This is a genomic window from Pseudonocardia sp. HH130630-07 (assembly GCF_001698125.1).
In the GTDB taxonomy this organism is placed as follows: Bacteria; Actinomycetota; Actinomycetes; order Mycobacteriales; family Pseudonocardiaceae; genus Pseudonocardia.
On record NZ_CP013854.1, the window covers coordinates 2,747,793 to 2,767,566 of the forward strand.

General features: G+C 74.2%; 18 protein-coding genes and 2 pseudogenes. 5 read left to right on the forward strand and 15 right to left on the reverse strand.

Annotated elements, in window-relative coordinates:
- Window positions 1–229 precede the first annotated feature (229 nt).
- From AFB00_RS13415 to AFB00_RS13445, 8 genes and pseudogenes are all read right to left on the reverse strand, one after another.
- Entirely contained in the window at window positions 230–2,023 is a 1,794-nt protein-coding gene (locus tag AFB00_RS13415; protein ID WP_068797511.1) for an HNH endonuclease signature motif containing protein, read from the reverse strand.
- Between the two features lie 191 nt (window positions 2,024–2,214).
- The gene (locus AFB00_RS13420; protein ID WP_083275503.1) at window positions 2,215–2,919 is read right to left on the reverse strand and encodes a MadR family response regulator transcription factor; all 705 of its coding nucleotides are present in this window, start codon (window positions 2,917–2,919) and stop codon (window positions 2,215–2,217) included.
- Complete coding sequence (locus tag AFB00_RS13425; RefSeq protein WP_083275504.1) at window positions 2,916–4,286, reverse strand: MadS family sensor histidine kinase; 1,371 nt, start codon at window positions 4,284–4,286, stop codon at window positions 2,916–2,918. Before AFB00_RS13425 ends, AFB00_RS13420 begins: the two co-directional genes overlap by 4 nt.
- Before the next feature lie 9 nt (window positions 4,287–4,295).
- Entirely contained in the window at window positions 4,296–4,961 is a 666-nt protein-coding gene (locus tag AFB00_RS35800) for a hypothetical protein (protein ID WP_442965869.1), read from the reverse strand.
- 18 nt (window positions 4,962–4,979) lie between these two features.
- Window positions 4,980–5,473: pseudogene (locus AFB00_RS35805) on the reverse strand (iron-containing alcohol dehydrogenase); the annotation flags it as partial.
- Window positions 5,474–5,628: 155 nt separating this feature from the next.
- Window positions 5,629–6,744 (reverse strand): XdhC family protein, encoded by a 1,116-nt coding sequence (locus tag AFB00_RS13435; protein WP_068797512.1) that lies wholly within the window; start codon window positions 6,742–6,744, stop codon window positions 5,629–5,631.
- Entirely contained in the window at window positions 6,737–7,873 is a 1,137-nt protein-coding gene (locus AFB00_RS13440; RefSeq protein WP_068797513.1) for a vWA domain-containing protein, read from the reverse strand. The genes AFB00_RS13435 and AFB00_RS13440 overlap by 8 nt, the downstream gene beginning before the upstream one ends.
- Before the next feature lie 5 nt (window positions 7,874–7,878).
- A complete protein-coding gene (locus AFB00_RS13445) occupies window positions 7,879–8,820 on the reverse strand; it encodes an AAA family ATPase (RefSeq protein WP_442965856.1) in 942 nt (313 codons plus the stop codon).
- A gap of 431 nt (window positions 8,821–9,251) precedes the next feature.
- Here AFB00_RS13445 and AFB00_RS13450 point away from each other — a divergent pair, with 431 nt between their 5' ends.
- Entirely contained in the window at window positions 9,252–9,815 is a 564-nt protein-coding gene (locus AFB00_RS13450; RefSeq protein ID WP_068797514.1) for a LysM peptidoglycan-binding domain-containing protein, read from the forward strand.
- A 100-nt stretch (window positions 9,816–9,915) separates the two neighbouring features.
- Here the strand turns inward: AFB00_RS13450 and AFB00_RS13455 are convergent, their stop codons facing one another.
- Genes AFB00_RS13455 through moaC form a run of 3 tightly spaced genes read right to left on the reverse strand, consistent with a single transcriptional unit; the run spans window position 9,916 to window position 11,323 of the window.
- Complete coding sequence (locus AFB00_RS13455; RefSeq protein ID WP_068797515.1) at window positions 9,916–10,347, reverse strand: molybdenum cofactor biosynthesis protein MoaE; 432 nt, start codon at window positions 10,345–10,347, stop codon at window positions 9,916–9,918.
- On the reverse strand, window positions 10,344–10,823 hold the full coding sequence (locus tag AFB00_RS13460; protein WP_068797516.1) for a MogA/MoaB family molybdenum cofactor biosynthesis protein: 480 nt from the start codon (window positions 10,821–10,823) through the stop codon (window positions 10,344–10,346). The genes AFB00_RS13455 and AFB00_RS13460 overlap by 4 nt, the downstream gene beginning before the upstream one ends.
- Window positions 10,820–11,323, reverse strand: a complete 504-nt coding sequence (gene moaC / locus AFB00_RS13465) for a cyclic pyranopterin monophosphate synthase MoaC (protein WP_083275505.1) — start codon at window positions 11,321–11,323, stop codon at window positions 10,820–10,822. The genes AFB00_RS13460 and moaC overlap by 4 nt, the downstream gene beginning before the upstream one ends.
- A 459-nt stretch (window positions 11,324–11,782) precedes the next feature.
- Between moaC and AFB00_RS13470 the strand changes: the two genes are divergently transcribed.
- Window positions 11,783–12,613: an HARBI1 family protein gene (locus AFB00_RS13470; protein WP_068796054.1), complete on the forward strand. Its 831-nt coding sequence runs from the start codon at window positions 11,783–11,785 to the stop codon at window positions 12,611–12,613.
- A 54-nt stretch (window positions 12,614–12,667) separates the two neighbouring features.
- On the opposite strand, the gene AFB00_RS13475 is transcribed toward AFB00_RS13470, so the two are convergent.
- Window positions 12,668–13,441 (reverse strand): HARBI1 family protein, encoded by a 774-nt coding sequence (locus AFB00_RS13475; protein WP_060714430.1) that lies wholly within the window; start codon window positions 13,439–13,441, stop codon window positions 12,668–12,670.
- 440 nt (window positions 13,442–13,881) lie between these two features.
- On the opposite strand from AFB00_RS13475, the gene AFB00_RS13480 reads away from it, so the two are divergent.
- On the forward strand, window positions 13,882–14,478 hold the full coding sequence (locus AFB00_RS13480) for a LysM peptidoglycan-binding domain-containing protein (protein ID WP_068797517.1): 597 nt from the start codon (window positions 13,882–13,884) through the stop codon (window positions 14,476–14,478).
- A gap of 80 nt (window positions 14,479–14,558) precedes the next feature.
- On the opposite strand, the gene AFB00_RS13485 is transcribed toward AFB00_RS13480, so the two are convergent.
- Both AFB00_RS13485 and AFB00_RS13490 read right to left on the reverse strand, forming a co-directional pair.
- A complete protein-coding gene (locus AFB00_RS13485; protein ID WP_068800286.1) occupies window positions 14,559–15,119 on the reverse strand; it encodes a nucleotidyltransferase family protein in 561 nt (186 codons plus the stop codon).
- Between the two features lie 44 nt (window positions 15,120–15,163).
- Window positions 15,164–15,346 carry a hypothetical protein gene (locus AFB00_RS13490; protein WP_068800287.1) on the reverse strand — a complete coding sequence of 61 codons (183 nt, stop codon included), beginning with the start codon at window positions 15,344–15,346 and terminating at the stop codon, window positions 15,164–15,166.
- 114 nt (window positions 15,347–15,460) lie between these two features.
- Between AFB00_RS13490 and AFB00_RS13495 the strand changes: the two genes are divergently transcribed.
- Both AFB00_RS13495 and AFB00_RS31845 read left to right on the forward strand, forming a co-directional pair.
- A complete protein-coding gene (locus tag AFB00_RS13495) occupies window positions 15,461–17,746 on the forward strand; it encodes a helicase-associated domain-containing protein (protein ID WP_068797518.1) in 2,286 nt (761 codons plus the stop codon).
- Window positions 17,747–17,792: 46 nt separating this feature from the next.
- Window positions 17,793–18,690 (forward strand): annotated as a pseudogene (locus AFB00_RS31845) (IS5 family transposase).
- Here AFB00_RS31845 and AFB00_RS13510 read toward each other — a convergent pair.
- Complete coding sequence (locus AFB00_RS13510; RefSeq protein ID WP_068797519.1) at window positions 18,687–19,613, reverse strand: FAD-dependent monooxygenase; 927 nt, start codon at window positions 19,611–19,613, stop codon at window positions 18,687–18,689. The pseudogene AFB00_RS31845 and the gene AFB00_RS13510 overlap by 4 nt on opposite strands.
- Window positions 19,614–19,774: the final 161 nt, after the last annotated feature.

Consider the following 19,774-nt stretch of genomic DNA (forward strand, 5'->3'; position numbering starts at 1 on the left):
TCGCGGTCTGTGATCCGCTGTCGTGGTCGCACGGGCCGGAGCGTTCCGCGGAACGCCGCGCCGAGTGGTCCGGGGCGGCGGTCTCCGTCGCGCTCGGTGTGTGGTCGGCAGGCCCGGTGCTGTTCCGCAGGCAGCGCTGTCCTGCCGGTCCCGGTAGCCGCGTTCCGCGGAACGCAGCCGTGCGTTCTGCGCCGTGGAACGTCGGTGCCGTGGAACGCGGTCACGGTGCTCATGCCGCGGCGGCGGCCGGCGGCACCGGCGGGAGCAGCGCGTCCAGGATCGGCTCCGGGTCGAGACGGTCGCCGTACCAGGCCGGGGTGAGGCTGTCCCGGTCGATCGCGATCCGGGCCCGGACGTGCATGTCCACGAGTTCGTCGGTGTTCCCGTCCAGCTGGTCACCCGCTCCCGGGACGAGCGTGCCGTCCGGCCGGCGGAACACCCAGCGCCCCTGGTCGTAGCGGACGCGGTAGCCGTGGTCGTGCACGAGCCGGTGATGGTGTCCACAGATCAGGACGAGGTTGTCCACATCGGTGGATCCGCCGTGCAGCCAGTGCCGGACGTGGTGCGCGTGCAGGTGCCGGTCGTGCGGGCAGCCGGGGAACCGGCAGCCGCCACCGTCGGCCACGTCCCGTGCGGTCAGCGCCGCGATCTGCGCCGGGCTGGCGAGCCTGCGGGACCGGCCCAGGTGGAGCCGGTTCCCGGCCCGGTCGTCGAGGAGCAGCTGGGCCCGCGCGTCGCAGGCGAGTCGCTCCGCGACCACCCCGGGGATCTCCGGTCCGTCGGCGAGCCGGGCGGTCCCGCTCGCCACGTCCAGATGGACGACGACGTGGGCGGTGCCGCGTTCGACCACCGGCCCGGCACCGTCCCCGGCGTCGCGGTGGCGGACGAGGTCGACGAGCGCGTCCGCGCGCCGGGCCGCGATCCGGTCCACGGCGGGCCCGGGCGCCTGCTCGAGACCGCGCTGGTCGAGGTCCGACGGCAGACCGGCGGGCCGGGTGTCGAGATCGACCGGTCCGGTCGGTCCGGTCGGCGCTGTCGGCACTGTCGGGGTCGGGGCCGGGGCGGATGCGCTGACGCGGCCCTCGATCGCGGCGATCAGCGCGGCTCCCTCCTCGGGGGCGAGACGACCGCGCAGGACGAGCGAACCGTCGACGTCGTGGTACCAGCTCACCGACCGCCGGGCGGCCACCCACGTCGGAGCGGGGACCCGGCGGCGGACGGCGCGGACCACGGTCTCGACGTGGCCCGCGGTCCCCGACAGCGCGAGGTCGAGGAGCACCCGCTCCACGGTCTCGGGATCGGCGACGCCCGTCTCGGGAGCCGTGGGTGCCGGATGATCGGTGCCGGTGCTGCCGGCGTCGGAGCCGAGCGCGCTCCCGGCGTGGCCGACGGCTCCCGGCGCGGTCGGGCCCGTGCGTGCGGTGGGCCCGCCGGTCGTGGCCGCGGAGAAGCACGTCGGCGCCGGGGACCCGGTGGGCGCAGAGGACATGGTGGGCGCGGTGGACCCGGTCGGCTCGATCGGCGTGGTGGCCTCTGTGGGCCCGGTGGCCGTGGAGGAGCAGGTGGGGGCGGTGGACTCTGTGGACCCCGCGGGCGGGGTGGGCGGGGTCGGGTCCGGGTCCGGGTCCGGGTCCGGGTCCGGGTGCGCGGGCGTGGTGGCGGTGGCTGCGGCGATCCGGGCCAGGGCGGCGCTGTCCGAGCCGGTGATGCGGGTCAGGGCACGGACCTTGGAGTAGGAGATCCGGCCGGCCGCGAACGCCTCCGTGATCCGGGGGAGCGTGGTCAGGGCCCGGGCGACGCGGAGGTGTTCCGTCGCCGTCCGCAGGCTCATCCCCGCCCGCCAGGACAGCCAGTGGGCGCACGAGCGGATGCCGACCCCGGCCCAGCCGCCGCGGTCGTCGAACTCGGCCAGCAGCTGCAGGAACCGGCATTCGGCGGCGGCGATGTGCCCGGCCAGGCCGAGCAGCTCCGACTCCAGCTCGGGCAGGGGTGTGCCGGACGGGGACGCGGTGGGGGCGGGCATCGGACGACCTCCAGCGGAATCGAACTGACGTTCGACAGTCACTGTCGCACCCCGGTACGACGTTCTCCGGCCATCAGGGGGAGCCCGCCGGCCAGGTGGACCGGGCGGGATGGGCCGGATGGGGCGGGGCGGAGTCGGCCGGGCCGGGGCGGGACCGCGTTCCGCGGAACGCGGAAACGCGGGACGCGGGGTCAGAGGAGGCCGAGTTTGGTCGCTGCGTAGACGGCCTCGGCGCGGCGGGACACCATCAGCTTGCGCATCAGGTTCCCGACGTGGAACTTCACCGTCGTCTCCGAGATGAACAGCTCGGCCCCGATCGCCCGGTTGGACAGGCCACGGGCCAGCAGCCGGAGCACGTCCAGCTCGCGGTCGGTCAGCCGCTCCCGGTCCGGGATCCCGCCGGAGAGCGAGCGGACCATCGCCGATGCGGAGCGGGCGTCGAAGGCGCTCTCGCCGCGGGACACGGCGCGGATCGCGCGGACGAGTTCGGTGGTGTCGACGTCCTTCACGACGTAGCCGCGGGCGCCCGCCTGCACCGACTCGACCACCAGACGGTCCTCGGCGAACGTCGTCAGCACCAGCACCCCGATCCCGGGATGCTCGGAGCAGAGCCTGCGGCATACCTCCAGACCGTCGGTCTGCGGGCCGGAGGCGAGCTTCAGGTCGAGCAGGACGACCTGCGGACGCCCCGCCGTGACGGCGGCGAACGCCTCCGGTGCGCTGCCGGCCTCGCCGACGATCCGCAGGTCGTCCTCGCGCTCCAGCACGGCGCGCAGGCCCTGGCGCATGATCGAGTGGTCGTCGACCAGCACGATCCGGATCGGCCGGGTGCCCGGCGGGCCGGGGGACGGGCGGCCCCCGGACGTCGTCGCCGTGGTCCGGGCCGGCCCGCTCATCGTTCCTCCTCGCGGGCCGCCCCGAGCGGGACGTCCACCCGGACCTGCAGCCCACCGATCCGGGAGCGGCGGAACCGCAGCATCCCGCCCATCTCGCGGGCCCTCGCGTCCATGTTGACCAGGCCGCGGTGCTCCCCGGAGGGACCGCGGACCGGCGCCGCGCGCAGGGTGCGGCGGATCTCCTCCGGGGCGGCGCCGCCGTCGTCGGAGATCGAGAGCCGGACCCGCTCGGGCTGGTACGCCAGCCGCACCACCGCCCGCGTCGCGGACGCGTGCATCGCCGTGTTGAACAACGCCTCGCCGGCGATCCGGAACAGCGACTGCTCGTGCTCGTGCGGCAACGCGACCGGCGCCCCGCCGATGGCCACCTCGACCCGCAGCTCGTCCGGCATGTGCACGGTGGACAACCGGCGGAGCATGGAGGGGAGGTCCTTGTCGCCGTGGTCGTCGTCGTTGAGCGCGTAGATCGCCGAGCGCAGCTGCTCGACCGCGCGCCGGGTCAGGTCCTTGGCGGTGTTCAGGTGCCCGGCGAGGTCCGGGTCGGTGATCTCCGAGCGGCACAGCTCGATGTGCATCCCGGCCGAGAGCGCGTACTGGGTGACGCTGTCGTGCAGCTCGCGGGCGATCCGGTGCCGCTCCTCGTCGAGCACCTCGCGCTGCCGGGCCGCACCGAGCGCCTGCTGGGTCGCCATCAGCTCGGCGTTGCGCAGGCGCAGGTCCTCGGCCTGCGCCGCGGTGCGGGCGTGCAGCCGCTCGGACCGCTCCAGCAAGGCGCAGTTCTGCAGCGCCGACGCCGTCTGACCGGCCAGGATGCGCAGCACCGAGTGGTCGGTGTCGTCGATGTCGCGCTCCGGCGGAGTCCAGGCGACGAACCCGCCGACGGTCCGGCCGTTCAGCCGGATGGGGACGTGCAGGTGCCGCAGGGCCGCCGCACCGTGGTGCTCGTCGTCACCGGTGCCCTCGTGCAGCGCGCGGACGTGCCGGGCCACCTTCTCCGGGACCAGGCCGAGGTCCGCCCACTCGACGCCGTCCGGACCGAGCACGACGTGCCGGGGCGAGGCGTCCGGGAGCTCGCCGTCGACGAGCGCGAGGACCACCCAGTCCGCGGTGAGATGGTCGGCGGCGGCGGCCGTGACCGCACGGACCAGCGCCTCGGAGCCCTCCGTCGTCCGCACCAGCGCGGCCGAGATCCGGTCCAGCGCCACGATGACCCTGGTCAGCCGTTCCAGGTTCACCCGGTACTGCGGGTAGAACGACGGCTTCCCGGACCGCAGACCGGTGAGCTGGTCGAGATCGGGACGCGACCGCAGCCCGGACGGTGACGGGGCCGGGGTGCGCCGGTTCGGGAACCGGGCGGCAGCGGTCACCGCGCGCCCCTACAGCGCCCGCCGGAACAGATCGTCGATCTGCTCCACGGAGGCCGAGCGCGGGTTGGTGGTCAGGCAGGCGTCGCCGAGGGTGAGCCGGGCGAGCCGCGGGACGTCGGCCTCCCGGACCCCGATGGCCCCGAGCCCGGTGGGGACGCCGACCTCGTCGGCGAGCTTGCGGACCTCGGTCGCGACCATGTCGACCGCCTCGTCGCCGGGCATCCCCGGCCGGGCCGGGAGCCCCATCGCCCGGGCGATCGGGACGAACCGGGTCGGGTCGTCGGCACCGTTGAACCGGATGACGTGCGGCAGCAGGACGCCGTTGATGAGGCCGTGCGGCAGGTCCAGCATCCCGCCGACCTGGTGGCTCATCGCGTGCGTCGCGCCGAGGATCGCGTTGGTGAAGGCCAGCCCGGCCTCCAGCGCGGCCTGGGCCATCGCGGTGCGGGGGCCGTCGTCGGTGCGGCGGACCATCGTCGTCGGCAGGTTCGAGTGCACCAGCGTGACGGCGTGCAGCGCGTGGGTGTCGGTCAGCGGGCCGTGCGCCAGCGAGACGAACGCCTCGATGCCGTGGGTCAGCGCGTCCAGCCCGGTGGCCGCGTTGAGCCAGTCCGGCATGGTGACCAGCAGCCGGGGGTCGATCACCGAGACGTCCGGGACCAGCGCCCGGCCCATGATCGTGATCTTGGTGCGCCGCTCGGTGTCGGTGACGATGCAGAACTGGGAGACGTCGGCCCCGGTGCCCGAGGTGGACGGCACCATGACCAGCGGGGGATCGGGCTGGTGATCCGGTCGATGCCCTCGTAGTCGCCGATCGCGCCGCCGTTCGAGGCGAGCAGCGCGACCCCCTTCGCCGCGTCGATCACCGACCCGCCGCCGACGCCGATCACGACGTCGCACCCGGAGTTCTCGTACCGCTCGAACCCGGCCTGGATCTCGTGGTCCTTGGGGTTCGGCGTGATCTCCTGCCACAGCCGGGGCGCGAGCCCGGCGCCGCGCAGGTGTGTCAGGAGTTCGTCCGGCCAGCCGGCCTCGGTGAGGCCGGGATCGGTGACGACGAACGGCCGCCGGGCACCCAGCCGGACCGCGGCGTGCGCGGTCTCGCCCAGCGAGTCGTGCCCGAAGACGATCTCGGGCGCGTGGAACTTGGACAGCCGTGCGGTGGGGGTCGTCCCGGTGAGGACCACGCCGCCCTCCTCCGCTCCGTCGCGACCTCGCCGGAGCCCGCACCGCGTCGGTCGCCCGGGACCGCGGCTCCGTCACGAGCGTGGTTCCACGGTACAGGCCCCGACGCCCCTGCGGGCCGGTCGCGGACGGCGGGTGCTCCCCGAAAGCGGAGGCCTCAGGACGTGTGGATGGGGCCCTCCCGGTCGGCGAGCCGGGCGCCCGCCCCGCCCCAGTGCTGGGCGATCATCTCCGCCGCGATCGAGACCGCGGTCTCCTCCGGGGTCCTGGCCCCCAGGTCGAGCCCGATCGGTGAGGACATCCGCTCGATCTCGGCCTCGGTGACGCCGCGTTCGCGCAGCCGCTCCAGCCGGTCGTCGTGGGTGCGCCGCGACCCCATCGCGCCGATGTAGCCGACCTCGGGCAGCCGCAGCGCGACCTCCAGCAGCGGCACGTCGAACTTCGGGTCGTGGGTCAGCACGCAGAGCGCGGTCCGCTGGTCGACGCGGCCGGCGTCGGACTCGGCCTGCAGGTAGCGGTGCGGCCACTCGACGACGACCTCGTTGGCGCCGGGGAACCGGCTGGCGGTCGCGAACACCGGCCGCGCGTCGCAGACGGTGACCCGGAAGCCGAGGAACGAACCGATCCGGGCGACCGCGGCCGCGAAGTCGATCGCGCCGAACACGATCATCCGGGGCGGCGGGGCGAAGGACTCGACGAAGACCTGCAGCCCCTCACCACGGCGCTCGCCGTTGACGCCGTAGGTCAGGGTGGCGTTGCGGCCGGAGTCGAGCAGGCCGCGGACGTCGTCCCGGACGGCGTCGTCGATCCGGTCCGACCCGGTCCCGCCCTCGGTCCGGTCCGGCCAGACGACCAACCGGCTGCCGAGCAGCTCCGACGGCCCGGCGACGACGGTCGCGACCGCCACCGGCTCCTCGTCCCGGATCGCCGCGGCGATCCGGCCGAGCTGGTCGTAGGTCTGCGGGGTGACCTTCTCGACGAACACGTCGAGGATCCCGCCGCAGGTGAGGCCGACGGCGAACGCGTCGTCGTCGGACACGCCGTAGCGCTGCAGGACGGGGCGCTCGTCGGCCAGCACCTGCTGGCCCAGCTCGTAGACCGCGCCCTCGACGCAGCCGCCCGACACCGAACCCACGGCCTCGCCCGCCGACCCCACCAGCATCGACGCCCCCGGCTGGCGGGGCGCGGACCGGAAGGTCCCCACCACGGTCGCGAGCGCCGCCGGCCGTCCGTCGCGCCACCAGCCTTCCAGCTGGTCGATCACGTCACGCATCTCTGACCACCTCGAGCAGTTCCTCCAGCGTCGCCAGGCTGTGCCCGGCCAGCAGATCGTCCAAGTACGGCAGGGCCGCCACTATTCCGCCCTGGACCGGGGCGTAGCCGTCCTTCCCGGCGTGCGGGTTCACCCAGACCAGCCGGTGGGCGAGCCGCGACAGCTCCGCCACCCGGGCCCCGAGCAGCTCGGTCCCGCCGCGTTCCCAGCCGTCGGAGAAGATCACGACGACCGCGCGCCGGGCCGCGCCGCGGCGCCCCCAGCGGTCGACGAACGCGGCCAGCACCTCACCGAGCCTGGTCCCGCCGGACCAGTCCGGGATCGCCTTCCCGGCCGCGCCGAGTGCCCGCTCCGGGTCGCGCTGGCGCAGCTCCCGGGTGATCCGGGTGAGCCGGGTGCCCAGCGTGAACGCCTCCACCGAGCGGGGTGCGCGGCGGACGAACACGTGCGCGAAGCGCATCAGCGCGTCGGCGTAGGGCTCCATCGACCCGGAGACGTCGATCAGCAGCACGACCTTGCGCGGTCGCCGGGTGGTGTGCCGGTACCGGATCGCGGCCAGCTCGCCCTGGTTGCGCATGGCGGTACGCAGGGTGCGCCGCGGGTCCGCGTCGCCACGCCGGTGCGGGCGCCGGCGCCGCGAGACCCGGGTCGGCGGTTCCGGGCGGAGCAGGGTCATCAACCGGCGCAGGTGCTCGCGCTCGGCGGGGGAGAGCTCGCCGAGGTCACGGCTGCGCAGGACCTCGGTCCCGGTCGCCGCCGCCCTGATCTGCGGCCCGCCGTCCTCGTCGCCGGAGCCGGCCCCCTCGCGGCCGGGCAGCAGCGCGGCGAGCCGGGGCGGCGCCGGGGGCCGCTCGTCGGCGTTGGTGGCGCGGCGGCCCTGCGCGGGTTCGAACCACGCGGGGAAGGCGAGGTCGTAGCGTCCGACGTCGTCCGGGTCGGCGCACAGGGTCAGTCGCCCGGCCCAGTAGGCCTGGTCCCGGTCGGTGACGTCGAGCACGTCCAGTGCCTGCAGGAACGCGGTCACCCGCTCCTGGGAGACGGGCACCCCGGCGGCGCGGAGCACCTCGGTGAAGCCGACGAGCCCGGTGAGCAGCTCGTCGGCGGGCCGTGTGGTGGTGGACCCGGCCACGGCGCTCAGGAGGCCAGCAGACTGTCGAGCCGGGCGTGCACCCGGTCGGCGTCCTCCCGGTACTTGAGCACCGCGCCGAGCGTGCGGGCCGCGTTCTCCGGGTCCAGGTGCCGGGCGCCGACGAGATGCAGTGCGCGCGCCCAGTCCAGGGTCTCCGCGACGCCCGGCGGCTTGATCAGGTCCGCCTGGCGCAGCTTCTGCACCGCCCGCGCGACGGCGGCCGCCAGCCGCTCCGGCACCTCCGGAAGCCTGCTGTGCAGGATCTCGATCTCCCGCTCGATCGACGGGTGCTCCAGCCACAGGTACAGGCAGCGCCGCTTCAGCGCGTCGTGCACCTCGCGGGTCCGGTTCGAGGTGAGGACGACGACCGGTGGCGTCGTGGCCCGCACCTCGCCGATCTCCGGGATCGTGACGGCGTGCTCGGTGAGCACCTCCAGCAGGAACGCCTCGAACTCGTCGTCGGCCCGGTCGATCTCGTCGACGAGCAGGACCGAGGGGCTGGTGCGCAGCGCGCGCAGGACCGGCCGGTCGAGCAGGAAGCGCTCGTCGTAGAGCGAGGACTCGACCGCGCCGGCGTCGAGGTCCCCGCCGGTCGCCTCCAGGGTGCGCAGGTGCAGCAGCTGGCGGGGGAAGTCCCAGTCGTAGAGCGCCTGGCCGGCGTCGATGCCGTCGTGGCACTGCAGCCGGATCAACGGTGCGTCGAGGGTCTGCGCCAGTGCCACGGCGAGTGCCGTCTTGCCGGTGCCGGGCTCGCCCTCGCAGAACAGCGGGCGGTTCATCTGCATCGCCAGGTACGCGGCCGTGGCCAGGCCGTCGTCGGCGAGGTAGCCGGTGGCGCGCAACGCCGCCGCCAGCTCGGCCGGGCCGCCCGGCGATCCCGGCACGGCGCCGGGTGCGGAGTCGTTCACCGAACCAGCATGCAGGACGAGCGCGGGGGGCGGCCACATGTGGCCGCGGCGGCGGGTGCCGATCCCTGTACTGACGAACGAGGGGCCCGGAAGGTTCGATGTGCTTCCGAAGCTGAAATATTCACGGTTACGAGATAGGTCCGTGATGTGACGTCGTTGACCAGCACGTTTAGTGCGGGTGTGATAATGACACGCATGTTACAGTGACTCCGCTCACGCATTCGATGTTTGACGGATCGAATTCGGCCATTCACCTTTCTCGTCGGCCGGTCCGAACGGAACGGCCAGCAGAACGAGCCAACATCCGGGCCCGCCGCGCCGAACCACCCCCGTCCCGCGGCAGTCCGGTCCGTCGAGGAATCGAGAACGGGACGGGGACGAGAGAGACCACATCGCTGGCGTCCCCCAGGCGCCTCTCCCCCCAGGGCGGTGTGTGCTCGATCGGGCCGGCGCGGTGGGAGCGAATTTCGATGTCTCAGGGACTCAAGGGCCGACGCCTCCTGCGTGCAGCTGCGGCCGGCCTCGTCGCGGTCGGCGCGACGGCCGCGATGGCCGGTACCGCCTCCGCTGCCCCGGACGGCGTCTGGGACCAGCTCGCGCAGTGCGAGAGCGGCGGCGACTGGTCGATCAACACGGGCAACGGCTACCACGGCGGGCTGCAGTTCTCGCCGTCCACCTGGCGTGCCTACGGCGGTTCCGGGTCGGCGGCGAACGCCAGCCGCTCGGAGCAGATCGCCGTGGCCGAGAAGGTGCTGGCGGCGCAGGGCTGGAACGCCTGGCCGTCCTGCTCGAAGAAGCTGGGTATCACCGGCCACTCGGCGGACACCGGCAAGCGGGTCAAGGCCTCCGCCCCCGCGCAGGAGTCCGCCGCGCCGAAGAAGCAGTCCTCCGGCGGCGGCTACACCGTGCGCTCGGGTGACACCCTCGGCAAGATCGCCTCGGCGCACGGCACCTCGGTCTCCGAGCTCGCCTCGCGCAACGGCATCGCGAACGTGAACGCGATCGGCGTCGGCCAGGTCCTGCAGACCGGCTGATCCTCCCTCCGGCCCGGGCCGCCATCCGGGGCCGGAACGGATCGGGGCGCGCGGTGTTCCCCAGCACCCGCCCCGGCGCGACGACGGCCCGGCGGGTGGGTCAGGCAGAATTGACCCACTCGTCGGTGCCGTCGGCGAAGCGCTGGTGCTTCCAGACCGGGAGCAGCCGTTTCACCTCGTCGACGAGCTCGGCGCAGACGGCGAACGCCTCGCCCCGGTGCTCGGCGGCCACGGCGCAGGCCAGCGCGACCTCGCCGATCTCCAGCGGCCCCACCCGGTGCCCGACGGCGAGCGCCCGCACCCCGGGGGTGCCGGCCGCGACCCGCTCGGCGACCTCGGCCACGATCCGCTCCGCGGTGGGGTGCGCGCTGTACTCCAGGCCCCGCACCGAGCGCCCGCCGTCGTGGTCGCGCACCACACCGGCGAAGGTGACCACCGCACCCGCCGCGGGATGCTCGACGAGCCGGGCGTGCTCGTCGACGTCGAGCGGTTCCGGGCCGACCGTCGCCCGCCGGACCTCGGCGCCGGTCACCGGTGGTCACCCCCGCGGAGCTGGTCGACGGCGTGGTCGAGCACCCGGTCGAGCACCGCGAGGCCGTCGCGGACCCCGCCCGGTGACCCGGGCAGGTTGACGATCAGCGTCCGCCCGGCGACCCCGGCCAGGCCGCGGGAGAGCACCGCGGTGGGGACGGCGTCCTCGCCGGCCCGGCGCACGGCGTCGGCGAGCCCGGGGACCTCGTGGGTCAGTACCGCCCGGGTCTGCTCCGGTGTCGCGTCGGTGGGGGAGATGCCGGTCCCTCCGGTGGTCAGCACGACGTCGACCCCCGCGGCCACGGCGTCACGCAGCGCGGCGCCGACCGGCTCGCCGTCGGTGACGACGACGGGATCGGGCGTCTCGTAGCCGCGTTCGCGCAGCCAGGCGGTGATGATCGGCCCGCCCCGGTCCTCGTAGACCCCGGTCGCGGCGCGGGTGGACGCGGTGACGACGCGGGCATCGCGCCCGCTCACGACCGGTCCTCCGGGCGGGTCCAGGTGCCGGTCTTCCCGCCGTCCTTGCGCTCGACCCGCACGGCGTCCAGCACCGCGGCCGGGTCGACCGCCTTGATCATGTCGTGCAGGGTCAGGCCCGCGACGGCCACGGCGGTGAGCGCCTCCATCTCGACGCCGGTGCGGTCGGTGGTCCGCACCTCGGCCCGCAGGGTGACCGAGCCCGCCGTGTCGCCGGGGCCGGTGGCCGGCTCCAGGTCGACCGTCACGCCGCTGATCGCGATCGGGTGGCACAGCGGGACCAGGTCCGGCGTCCGCTTGGCGCCCATGATCCCGGCGATCCGGGCGGTGGCCAGCGCGTCGCCCTTGGGCAGGCCGTCGGTCTGCAGCAACCGGACGACCTCGGCGGTCGTGTGCACCACCCCGGTCGCGACGGCGGACCGGCGCCCCGGCTGCTTGTCGGAGACGTCGACCATGCGGGCCGCGCCCGCCTCGTCGACGTGGCTCAGCTCGGTACTCACCCGGTCGACCCTATACGGCGCCGACGTTCCCGCAGGCCGGGCGCACGGGCCACCCTGATGGGGGAGGTTGCTGTGATCTATAACACGTTTGTGCAACCGAACACAGAGTTTCCACTGCCGTATCCGGTTCGTGATCGGGGCTAATGACCAGGGATAACGCATTGAGGTGTTCTCAGTAGTGGTGGTCGTTCCGCTGCGACACGCCGAGGGAGTGGAGATGTCTAGGACATGGGGCAGGGCCCCGGTAGAGCAGTGAGCCTTTTTCAACCTGCCGTTCCGGCAGCTCAGGGGCCTGGTTGTGTGGGTGCAGACGCCGAGCTGGCGAGCCGGTGACCTGTGCAGCTGTGGTCAGAGCAGTTGCGCTGCAACCTTCGCGATCTCCTGACGCAGAAGCTCGCTGGTCAGGTTGAAAAAGGCTCAGTTGGTCGACCAAGATCAACGAACTCTCCGAGGCCCCGCATGTCCGATCCTGTCACCTACACCGCTGTCCTCCCGATCGGGGAGCACACCGTGGCCTACCTGGCTCGGCTTCTGGCCGCTCAACGCTGTCGCCGCGGTACCCGCCCCCGGCGGCGGGCGTTGACCCCGTTCGCCCAGGCAGTGCTGGTGATCCGCTGGTTCTGCGACGCCACCCGGGTCCGGCACCTGGCCCGCGACAACGCGATCAGTACCGCGACCACCTATCGCTACCTGCACGAAGGCATCGACGTCCTCGCCAGCGCCGCACCCGGGCTGCACGGTGCCCTGCTCGCCGCCCGCCTCGCCGGACACACCCACGTTCACCTGGACGGCACCCTGATCGCCACCGACCGCTGCCGCGCGCTCGGCCCCACCGCGGGGGTCGACCTGTGGTGGTCGGGTAAACACCACCGCCACGGCGGGAACGTCCAGGTCGTGTCCGCCCCGGATGGATGGCCGCTATGGACATCCCCGGGAAGACCCGGGCGCGAACACGACGTGACCTGTGCCCGAGCCCACCCCGGTCTGCTCGAAGACCTCGATCACTGGATCGATGATGACCACGCCGCGCTGGGCGATCTCGGCTACGAAGGTGAGGCCCACCGACTCACCGTGCCGATCAAACCCATCCCCGCCGGCGGCCGAACAGTCGATCAGCGCACCGTCAACAGCCTGCACTCAGCCACCCGAGCACTCGCCGAACGAGCAAACGCCCTGCTCAAGACCACCTTCGCAACGCTACAGCGAGTCACCCTCTGTCCCTGGCGCACCGGCGCGATCACCGCCGCCGCGCTCGTGTTACTCCACACCGAATACGACCGCACAACATGATCACCACGCTACTGAGAACACCTCATTGAGCCTTTCCCAGTAGGTGCTGGTTGATCATGTGGTTCGGTCGTGCTCGACGTGGAGGAGAACGAGCGCGGCGGCGGTGATCGCGCCGATCCGCCAGGGGCAGAAGCTGACCCGACGCAGCGCCTTGAAGGTGGTCTTGAGCAGGGAGTTCCCGCGTTCGGCCACAGCCCTGACGGCGGAGTGCAGCGTGTTGACGGTGCGCTTGTCCACCGACAGCCCACCGCCGGTGGGGGTCTTGAACGGGCAGGTCAGGCGGGTGTTCTCACCGTCGTAGCCGAGGTCGGCGAGCACGACGTGGGTGTCGTCGGTCCAGTCCTCGATCGCGTCGAGCAGGCCGGGGTGGCCGCGGGCGCAGGTGGTGTCGTGCTCGCGGCCCGGGCGCACCGGGGATGTCCACAACGGCCACCCGTCAGGCGCGGTGAGGACCTGAACGTTCCCGCCGTGGACGTGGTGCTTGCCCGACCACCACAGATCCACTCCCGGGGTCGGTCCGGGAGTGCGGGAGCGGTCAGTGTGGATCACGGTGCCGTCGAGGTGAACGTGGGTGTGCCCGGCGGTGCGGGCCGCGAGCAGCGCGCCGGGCAGTCCAGGCGCGGCGGCGGCCAGGACGTCGATGCCTTCGTGCAGGTAGCGGTAGGTACTCGACAGGCTCAGCTGGTTGTCGGCGGCGAGTTGAGCGACCCGGGTGGCGTCGAGGAACCAGCGCAGCACCAGCACCGCGTGGCGGTCACAGTCCAGCGCCCGGCGCCCGCGCCGGGTCCCGCGCCGGAGGCGTTCCTCGGCCAACAGCCGCGACAACATGGACGCGGTGGGCTCCCCGATCGGGAGCACGGCGGTGTAGGTGACAGGATCGGGCACGCGGGACCTCGGTGGTGAGTCGATCTTTGAGCGGACCGACCTCTTCTACCGGGGTCCCGCACCCTCGTTGAGCACCTCCACGCCCCCGGCGTGTCGCCGCCAGCCGCTCCCCACTACTGGGAAAGGCTCATTGTTCGATCTTGATAGGCGCGGCGGGGGCGCCGACGCGCCGTGTCGCAGCCGACTTCCGCGCCGTCCGGACGTGACCTACTTTCGATCGCAGCCCGGCCGACTCCCCCATTGCGGACGGGCTCCGGTGCCGCAGCGCTCCCTGTCCGGCGGCCACCGGCCCCCGAGGTACCCGTGGGACAGGGCCGACCGCCGAGCGGTTCGGTGGCCAACTCCCCGGCCGCCATCGGAATGCGCCGCGCGGGAGACCTGTCATGGCTCGATACCGAGGCAAGCACCGCAAACCCAGTACCACCGGCCGGGCCATCGCCCGCACCGCCGTCGCCGGCGCCGTCCTCGGCGCCCCGATGCTCGCGGTCGTCCCGGCCAACGCCGCCACGGACTCCACCTGGGACGAGCTGGCCCAGTGCGAGAGCACCGGGAACTGGTCGGCGAACACCGGCAACGGCTACCACGGTGGGCTGCAGTTCAGCCCCACCACCTGGCAGGCCTTCGGTGGCGGCGACTACGCGTCGTCGGCGCACCAGGCCAGCCGCACCGAGCAGATCGCCGTCGCCGAGAAGGTGCTGGCCGAGCAGGGCTGGAACGCCTGGCCGTCGTGCTCGAAGAAGACCGGTGCCTCCGGCTCCGCCACGCCGCGCACCGTCGAGCGCGACGCCGGGGCCCAGGCCCCGGAGCGGACCAAGCTGAGCGCTCCCGCGTCCGGCGGCACGTACACCGTGAAGTCCGGCGACACGCTCGGCCGGATCGCCGCCGCGCAGGGCGCCGGCAACTGGAAGGACCTGCTCGCGAAGAACCCCGGTCTGAACGGCGGGCAGCTCATCCACCCGGGTCAGGTCCTGAACCTCTGACCGCCGGCCCGGCAGGGCTCCCGCACGTGTGCCCCGGATCCGTTCCCAGCGGAACCGGGGCACACGCGTGTGCGGGTGGCTCAGGTGCCGGCGAGGCGGCGCAGCTGGGCCGGGGTGTCCACGTCGTCCGGGGCGGCGACGTCGCCGCATTCGACGAGCTCCAGGTCCGGACGCCCGGCGAGGTAGTCACGGGCCCCCGCGTCGCCGGCCGCCGTCCCGACCACACCGGACCAGTGGTCCCGGCCGAGCAGCACCGGGTGCCCGCCGACGCCGTCGTAGGCCGCCCGCCGCAACGACGAGTGGGTCGCGCCCTGCACCAGCCGGGCGATCGCCTCCGGCCCGACGCCGGGCAGGTCGACCAGGTGCACCAGCGCCGCCCCGGTGCCGGGCAGGTGGGTCAGCGCGCCGAGCCCACGGCGCAGCGAGGCGCCCATGCCCTCGTCCCAGTCCTCGGCGACGACGACACCCACGTCGCTGTCGTTCGTGCCCAGGCCCGCGGTGCGGAGCACGTCGGTGACGTCGTCGGCACGGGCACCGAGCACCACGGTGACCGGGCCGCAGCCACCGGCCTGCAGCGCCTTCACCGCACGTACCGCCAGCGGTTCGCCGTGCAGCCGCACCAGCGCCTTCGGAGTGCCCATCCGGCGGCCCGCACCCCCGGCGAGCAGGAGACCCGCGACCACGGTCAGCGGTTGATCTCGGTGACGGGGTGCTCGTAGGGCACGCTGTCGATCGGGAACTCGACCTCACCGAACGGCGACATGTTGCCCTGCACGGTGCCCGTGAGCTCGGTCAGCGGGTGCTCGCCGTCCGGCAGCTGCGGCCAGTTCGGGTCGATCCGGTCCGGGTTGACGGGCTTCGCGGCCATCGGTTCCTCCAGCATCGGTGCCCGGCGGGGCCGGGGGCGGTGTCCCCGCCAGTATCCCCCGGCGGTGCCCCCTGTCCGCCCCGGTGCGGCTCCCGCCACCCGACTACGCTGGCAGTGGTGCAGACGTCGCTGGTCGAGTGGTTGCGGGAGCAGGACGACGGCTTCCTCGCCGCGCTGCTGCGCGCCCGCCCGGATCTCGCCGTGCCCCCGCCGGCCGACCTCACCGTGCTGGCGACCCGGGCGTCGATCCGGGCGTCGGTGCAGCGCGCCTGCGAGGACCTCGGCACCGTCGCGCTGACGGTGCTGGAGGCCCTGGTGCTGGCCGGTGCGGGCAGCGGCCCGGTGGACGGCACGACGACCGAGCGCGGCCCCCGCTGGTGGCTCGGCGCCGGGGTGGACGGGGCGACCTTCCGCGCCGGGCTCGCGCCGCTGCGGGACCTCGCCCTGGCCTGGGGCCCGGACGACGGGCTCGCCGTGATCCCCGCGGCGTCCGAGGTGGTCGGCCAGTGGCCCGCGGGCCTCGGCCGGGACGGGAGCGGCGTCGTCGCGACGGTGGCGCTGGACGAGCTGCTGGCCGGCGTCACCTCCGACGAGCGCCGGGTGCTGGAGGTGCTCGCCCAGGGACCGCCGATCGGGCGGTCCCGCGGAGCCTCGGAGGGATCCGGCCCGGTCGGCGCACTGGTGTCGAAGGGCCTGCTGGTGCGCCGCGACACCGAGACCGTCGAGCTGCCGCGCCAGGTGGCGCTCGCGCTGCGCGGGGACCGGCCGATGGGCCGGGACGTCGACGTCACCCGGCCGGACGTCACCGTGCGCGAGCGGGACCCGAAGACGGTCGACGGCACCGGGGCGGGCGCGGCGCTGGAGTTCCTGCGCCGGGTGGACAAGGTGCTCGAGATGCTGGGTGCCGAGGCGCCGGGGGTGCTGCGTTCCGGCGGGTTCGGAGTGCGCGAACTGCGCCGCGCGGCGAAGGCGGCGGACACCGACGAGGCCACCGCCGCGCTGATCCTGGAGATCCTGCTCGGCGCCGACCTGATCGGCGACACCGAGTCGCTGACGCCGGAGTGGCTGCCGACCCCGGAGGCCGACGTCTGGGCGGCCGGCCCCGAGGAGTCCCGCTGGGCGGTGCTGGCCAGGACGTGGCTGGAGCTGCCGCGGCTGCCCGGCGTCGTCGGCCGCCGGGACGAGGCCGACAAGCCGGTCAACGCGCTCTCCGACGGCCCGCGCCGGCCGCCCGCGCCGCGGGACCGGCGCCGGATCCTGCAGGCGCTCGCCGACCTGCCGGACGGGACGGCCGTCGGGTCGGCCGAGGACCTCGCGCAGGTGCTCGCCTGGGCGGCGCCCCGGCGCGGCGGCCGGCTCCGCGACGAGATGGTCGGCTGGACGGTCGAGGAGGGGACGGTCATCGGGGTCGTCGCGCTCGACGCGATGACCACCGCCGGGCGGGTGCTCCTGGACCCGGCGACCCGGGAGGCCCGGCACCCCACCGAGGCGGCCGCGGCCCTGCACGCCGCACTCCCCGCCCCGGTCGAGGAGATCCTGCTGCAGGCCGACCTCACCGCCGTCGCACCGGGCCGGTTGTCCGCGGACCTGGCGCACGAGCTCGCGGTGCTGGCCGACGTCGAATCCGCGGGTGGCGCGACGGTCTACCGCTTCACCGAGCAGAGCCTGCGCCGCGCGCTGGACACCGGCCGCACGGCCGAGGACGTGCGGGAGTTCCTGACCGCGCGCTCCCGGACCCCGGTGCCGCAGACGCTGACCTACCTCGTCGACGACGTCGCCCGCCGGCACGGACGGCTGCGCGGCGGCGCCGTGGCGAGCTTCCTGCGGTCCGACGAGGAGGTGCTGCTCTCCGAGGTGCTCGCGCACGAGGGCACCCGCGAGCTCGGGCTGCGCCGGATCGCGCCGACGGTCGTGGTGAGCGCCCTCCCGCTGGCCGAGGTGCTCGACGGCCTGCGTGCCGCCGGGTTCAGCCCGGCCGCGGAGGACGACGGGGGCGCGGTCCTGGACCTCAAGGCACGCGGCCGTCGTGCGGAGTCGCGGCGGCGCGGGGCCAACGCCCGTACCGGCGGTGTCGTGCACGACGGGACCTCCGTGCGGGCCGAGGAGCTCGTCGAACGGCTGCGGGCCGGGGACGCGCTCGCCGGGGTGCGGCGCAGCGTCGCGGGACGGCGCGAGGCCACCGGCTCCACCGGCAATCTCGCCTCGTTGCAGGCGGCGGTGCGCGAGGGGCGGACCGTCTGGATCGGCTTCGTCGACGCCCACGGTGTGGCCGGCGACCGGGTGCTGGCGCCGACATCGGTCGGTGGCGGCGTCGTCGAGGGCCGGGACATCATCAACGGTGAGCTGCGCCGGATCCAGCTGCACCGGATCACGGCCATCGCCCAGGTCGAGTCGACCTAGGGCGTGTCTCCCAGATAGGCGGACCGGGGTGCGCGATGCTTGATCGGTGCCGCGTACCGCTGTCCTGACTGATGCCCAGTGGGCCCGTCTGGCGCCGCTGTTGCCCTCCTCCGAGGGTCGTCGCGGGCGCCCGTTCCGCGATGACCGCCGGGTGCTCGAGGGGATCATCTACCGGTATCGGTGCGGGCTTCCCTGGCGCGACGTCCCAGCCGAGTTCGGGCCGTGGCAGACGTTGTGGAAGCGGCACCGCCGCTACAGCGGCGACGGCACCTGGGACCACATCCTGGCTGCTCTTCTGATCGAGGCCGACGCCGCCGAGGTGCTCGGGTGGGCGGTCAGCGTGGACTCCACGATCATCCGTGCCCACCAGCACGCCGCGACCCTCAAGCGCGACACAGGGGGCCGGATCGAACTACACGAATCTGCTCGCCGAACCAGCAGATCACGCGCTGGGACGGTCCCGCGGAGGGCTGTCGACGAAGATCCACCAGCTCGTTGACGGGCACGGCCGCCCGCTGGTGGTCCTCCTCGGCCCCGGCCAGGGCGGCGACTCGCCAATGTTTCCGCACCTGATGGCGCGCCTGAGCATCGCCCGACCGGGCCCGGGACGACCCCGGACCCGGCCCGAACGCGTGCGCGCGGACAAGGCCTACTCCTCACGCGCGATCCGCCGGCACCTGCGCGAGCGCCGGATCATCGCTGTCATTCCGGAGCCCTCTGACCAGCAGGGACACCGCAAACGACGGGGCTCACGCGGTGGCCGACCGCCCGCATTCGATCCGGTCGACTACCGAAACCGCAACGTCGTCGAGTGCGGGTTCTGCCACGTCAAGCAGTGGCGCGGGCTGGCCACCCGTTACGACAAGCTCGCCCTGACCTTCCGCGGCGGCGCCGTCCTGAAGGCGATCGTCACCTGGCTCCGCGCATTGGGAGACACACCCTAGTCGCCGGCCCCGGCGGCGAGCAGTTCGGCCCGCACCCGCCACGCCGCGGCCGGATCGTCGCCGCGCCAGGCGACGACGCCGTCGGGGCGCAGCAGCACGCACTCCCGCGGGCCGAGGAAGTCGGCGCCGCCGTCGTCGCCGGTGAGCACCGCCCAGCCGGGGCCGGCGAGGTCCAGGGTGGACCGGCCGCCGGGGAGCCTGCGGTGCGGTACCCGGGTGCCGACCCGCCCGGCGGGGGCGAACGTGGTGACCGGTTCGGGATCGGGACGCCCGCCGTGCCGGACCGCGCCCGCCAGGTACTGGGTGCCGCCCGCGGCGAGCACGAACGGGTCGGCGAGCGCCGGATCGGGCGCCGCGTCCGGCCCGTGCACGCGCCCGGCCCGCCGGGTCGACTGGTCGGCGACGAAGACCGCGGCCGGACGGCGTTCGGCGTCGTGGGCGTCGAGCAGCGCGGGACCGGCCTCCCCGTGCAGGACGGTGGCGAGCATCCAGCCGAGACCGTGCGCGTCCGCGATGCCGGTGTTGGCACCCATCGCGGCCCAGGGCGGCATGACGTGTGCGGCGTCCCCGACCAGGAACACCCGGCCCACGCCGAACCGGTCCGCGACCAGCGACTCGGGCCGCCAGGCGAGCACGTCGACCACCTCCAGGTCCGGCACGGGTGCGCCGATCGCGTTCCGCAGAACGGCCGGCCAGTCCCGGGTGGCCGGATCCGCCCCCGGCGGGGCACCGGTCATGAACACCCACCGGTACCGCCCGTCGACCGAGGCCAGCGCGCCGGTGGCCGCCGGATGGTCGATCCGGCAGAGGTTGAACGCGCGCCCGCCGAGGACGTCGCCGAGATCGGCCCGGAAGCAGACCGAGACGCCGGGCTCGCCGACCGGCCCGGGACCGGAGCGGGTGATGCCGAGCGACTCGCGCACCGGGCTGCGCGCCGTACCTGGAACGGATCGCCGCCGCCGGCGCCCATCCGCACTTCAGCGCCTGGGCCGCCGACCCGGACCGGCTCCGGGCCGCGCCGCAGGGCTTCGCCGAGGTGCTGGAGTGGCTCCTCACCGGGCTGCAGACCCGGATCGGGCGCGAC